A 3703-nucleotide genomic window follows, 5' to 3' on the forward strand; every position below is an offset into this window, starting at 1 on the left:
GGACGAGGTCGCAGCCGAGCTGGAGACCCATCTCGACTGCGACGCGATCTTTGCGCTGGCTCGGTAATTCGCAGAGCGCCCGAGGTTGGCTCAGGCCTTTTCGCCCGCCTTCGGCCAGTAGGTGCCGAAGGACCAGACGTTGCCTTCCGGGTCGCGGCAGATGAACTCGCGGCTGCCATAGTCGCGGTTGGTTAATTCCTGGATGATCGTGGCGCCGGCGTTCCTGGCCTTGGCATAGGCGGCATCGGCATCGTAGACGGCAATGTAGATCGACTTGCCGCCGCCTGAGCCGGGTTCGCCGACCATCTTGCCGTAGTCGTCGTCGCGCACCGTGCCCAGCATGATCATCGAGGAGCCGAAGACCAGTTCGGCATGGTGCACGACATCGCCTTCGCCATAGCGGGCACGGACGCTGAAGCCGAAAGCCTCGCCCAGCCAATCGATCATTCTTGCCGCGTTCTTGTAGCGCAAAGCGGGGTAGAGGCGGGGCGCTTCAGTGGTGGTTGGCATGGGAACCTCCTTCATTTGGGTTGGTCGATAACCCACCCTGCTCAAAGACCGTTCCGGCGTCTTGAAGAAATGTTACCTGACAGAGAGCGCGGTCGGCGTTTCGCCGGCGAGGTCGCGAAACTCGCGCACCAGATGCGCCTGGTCGGCATAGCCGCAATCGGCGGCGATGCCGGCCCAGTCGACGGTCTGTTGTCTCGACAGGCCGAGCGCGCGGTTGAAGCGGACAATGCGCGACAGCGTCTTGGGGCCGATGCCGATGGCGTTGGAAAAACTGCCGGCGAGATGCTTGCGGCTCCAGCCCAGCCTTTCGGCGATTGATCCAATGCGGGTCCGGCCGCCGGATGCGATGATGCGGTCATAGGCCCAGGCGATTTCAAGCGGCGTCTCGGCGGCATTCTCGAGACGGGCGGTGACGAAGGCTTCGGCCATGTCGAAACGCGCCGTCCAGTCCGGCGCGTTGCCAAGCTTTTCACGCAGCGCCAAGCCTTGCGCGCCAAGCACGTCGTCGAGGACGACCATGCTGTCGGCCAGTTCGCTCATCGGCAGGCGGAAGAAACGGCGTGCGCCAAGCGGCGTGAAGTTGACCTGGACGCAGCAGGCGCCGCCGAATGATTCGATCAGCACCGGTCCGGCAAAGAGGCCGGCGGCGAAACTGGCGAAGCGGTCATTGTCGCCGGGCGCCTTGCCGAGGCCGATGGCGAAGGGTTCGGCGAAGCTGATGACCAGCGGTACGGTGAGGGACGCGTATTCGACGTTGCGCATATGGCCGGGCGTCATTTCGCGATAGCCGCAAATGTCCGACACAATGCCCTGAAGTCGAGGATCCGGCAGGCGCCGGCGCATCTCGAACCGCCCGGCGACGGACCGGTCCTGCTCTTGCTGGGGTTGCATCTCGACTGGCATCGGCCATCCTTGCGCCAAGTCAAATCTAGCAGACCCGGGGCCGGAATCAAAAGCGCCCGGCTTTTGGCCGGGCGCTCCTCGTCCCCACTTCAAGGGAAATGGTCAGGCGCCGCGCATCAAGCAGCCGCCGGCAAGCACGATGAAAGCAATAAGAACAATCCACACCGATGCGAGTGGAATGAACGCAAGAACGCCAAGCGCGGCGAGTGCGCCGATGATGGCGATAACAACGGAAATGATAAAAACGATCTGCGTAGGTGCGCTAAGATTCATGTGTGGCTCCTCCTACATGATTCGAACAGCGGCATTCTATCAGGGCGCGTGATCACACACCAATCAGGGCGCGCAGCGGGTTCGCCGGGTCGGCCAGCAGCTTCACAGCAAGCGCCAGGCACACGATCACCAGCAGCGGCTTGATCAGTTTCGCGCCGATGCGCATGGCCAGGCTGGCGCCGACGCGGGCGCCGATGAACTGGGCAACGCCCATCATCAGGCCAATCTTCCAGTAGACGACGCCGAAGGCCGCGAAGACGATGAAGCCGCCGATGTTGGAGGCGAAGTTGAGCAGCTTGGTATGCGCCGTCGCCTTGAGCACGCCATAGCCGGCAAGCGCCACGAAGGCCAGCATGTAGAAGGAGCCTGCGCCCGGTCCAAACAGGCCATCGTAGAAGCCGATCGCGGGCACAAGGATCAGTCCGAATAGGAAGGGCGACAGCCGCTCGGCGCGATCGATGTCGTTCATGTTGGGCTTAAACGCGAAGTAGAGCGCGATGGCGATCAGCACGATGGGCAGGGCAGCCCGCAGAATGTCACCCGGCACGATCGTCGCCAGCAAGGCGCCGATGGCGCTTCCGACAAGGGCCAGAAGCGCCGACGGCAATTGCCGGCGGAGGTCCACATGACCCTTCGATGCGTAGTGGATGGTCGCCGAGCCCGAGCCGAACATGCCTTGCAGTTTGTTGGTGGCGAGCGCCTGGACCGGCGTGAAGCCGGCAAGCAGCAGCGCCGGCACGGTGATCAGCCCGCCGCCGCCGGCGATCGAATCGACAAAGCCCGCGGCAAAGGCGGCGAAGGCGAGCATGGCGACGGTCTGGATGCTAAGGTCGATCATCTGATGTATGGCGGTGTCCGGCCGGCTGAAATATCGGGCGTTCGACCACGGCCGCCCTGTTTGCGCAAGGTCGATTCCGCGCTACCTCTATCCAAGCGCATCGCGCTTGGATTTGTATTTGTGTGGTTAACCCGGAAAGAGGCTCCTGATGGCATTCGCATTGCTGGACCAGATACGTCAGATATTCGACGGCGACCCGGGTGTGCGCAAGGTGGCGGACGATCCGGTCCTGTCGGCGGAACTGCTGATGTTGTTTCGCATGATCCTGGCCGACGGGTCTGTCAGCGAGAGCGAGATGGTTGTCTTCCGGCGCATCTGCAAGGACGCCTTCGGCATTGCGGAAAGCAGTATCGACAGCGTCATCGAATATCTCAACGAGTTCGGCTACGAGACCAACGGCTCGCAGGCGATTGCACTGTTCCGCGACCTCGATGTCGAGCGGCGCCGGCAATTGGCCAAACATATGGCGGAGATCGCCAAGGCGGATTCGCAACTTGCCGAGAGCGAGATGCGCCTTCTGCGCCGCACGCTCGACCTGCTCGACATCAGCCCGGTCGATGTGGTGAAGCCGCAGGAGTGATTGGACGCCTTCTCTCCTGATCAGCCTTGCTCTCGCAGCCGCTTCGCGATTGCCCGGTGCAAGTCAGGAGCGGCGGTGACAAGCGCCTTGGCAGCCTCGGACTGCGGGTGGTCGAGCACCGCGTTCGTCTTGCCGCGCTCGACGATCTTGCCGTCATGCATGACCAGCACCTCGTCCGTGATGGCGCGGGCGACGGTCAAATCATGGGTGATGAAGAGATAGGCGATGCCGAGCTTCTGGTTGAGCTCGGCGAACAAATCGAGGATTTGGGCGCGGATCGAGACGTCGAGCGCCGAAACCGGTTCGTCGGCGACGACCAGCTTGGGGCGGGTGATGATGGCGCGGGCGATCGACAGGCGCTGGCGCTGGCCGCCGGAAAATTCATGCGGGTATTTGTCCATGTCGCTGATGCCGAGGCCGACTTCGTGCAGCGCATGCGCCACCATTTCGCGGCGCTCGGTGCGTGTCGGCTGCTTCTCCAGCACATGCAGGGGTTCGGCGACTAGTTTTTCGACCTTCTGACGCGGGTCGAAGGATCCGTAGGGATCCTGGAAAACGACCTGCATGTCACGGCGAGCCGGCTTCAGCTCGGCTTCGCT

General features: G+C 62.8%; 6 protein-coding genes. 1 reads left to right on the forward strand and 5 read right to left on the reverse strand.

What is annotated here, in order from left to right; genetic code table 11:
* Positions 1-90 precede the first annotated feature (90 nt).
* From EN906_RS16535 to EN906_RS16550, 4 genes are all read right to left on the reverse strand, one after another.
* Entirely contained in the window at positions 91-510 is a 420-nt protein-coding gene (locus EN906_RS16535; RefSeq protein ID WP_127268804.1) for a VOC family protein, read from the reverse strand.
* Positions 511-582: 72 nt separating this feature from the next.
* Complete coding sequence (locus EN906_RS16540) at positions 583-1413, reverse strand: AraC family transcriptional regulator (protein ID WP_127268805.1); 831 nt, start codon at positions 1411-1413, stop codon at positions 583-585.
* A 102-nt stretch (positions 1414-1515) separates the two neighbouring features.
* Positions 1516-1686, reverse strand: coding sequence for a hypothetical protein (locus tag EN906_RS16545; RefSeq protein ID WP_127268806.1), 171 nt, complete (start codon positions 1684-1686; stop codon positions 1516-1518).
* Positions 1687-1738: 52 nt separating this feature from the next.
* Complete coding sequence (locus tag EN906_RS16550; RefSeq protein ID WP_127268807.1) at positions 1739-2524, reverse strand: TSUP family transporter; 786 nt, start codon at positions 2522-2524, stop codon at positions 1739-1741.
* Positions 2525-2672: 148 nt separating this feature from the next.
* On the opposite strand from EN906_RS16550, the gene EN906_RS16555 reads away from it, so the two are divergent.
* On the forward strand, positions 2673-3104 hold the full coding sequence (locus EN906_RS16555; protein ID WP_127268808.1) for a TerB family tellurite resistance protein: 432 nt from the start codon (positions 2673-2675) through the stop codon (positions 3102-3104).
* 20 nt (positions 3105-3124) lie between these two features.
* Here EN906_RS16555 and EN906_RS16560 read toward each other — a convergent pair.
* A partial coding sequence (locus EN906_RS16560) for an ATP-binding cassette domain-containing protein (protein ID WP_127375260.1) occupies positions 3125-3703 on the reverse strand: 579 nt, incomplete at its 5' end.

Origin of the sequence: Mesorhizobium sp. M7A.F.Ca.CA.004.06.1.1, from assembly GCF_003999135.1 — a bacterium.
GTDB lineage: Bacteria > Pseudomonadota > Alphaproteobacteria > Rhizobiales > Rhizobiaceae > Mesorhizobium.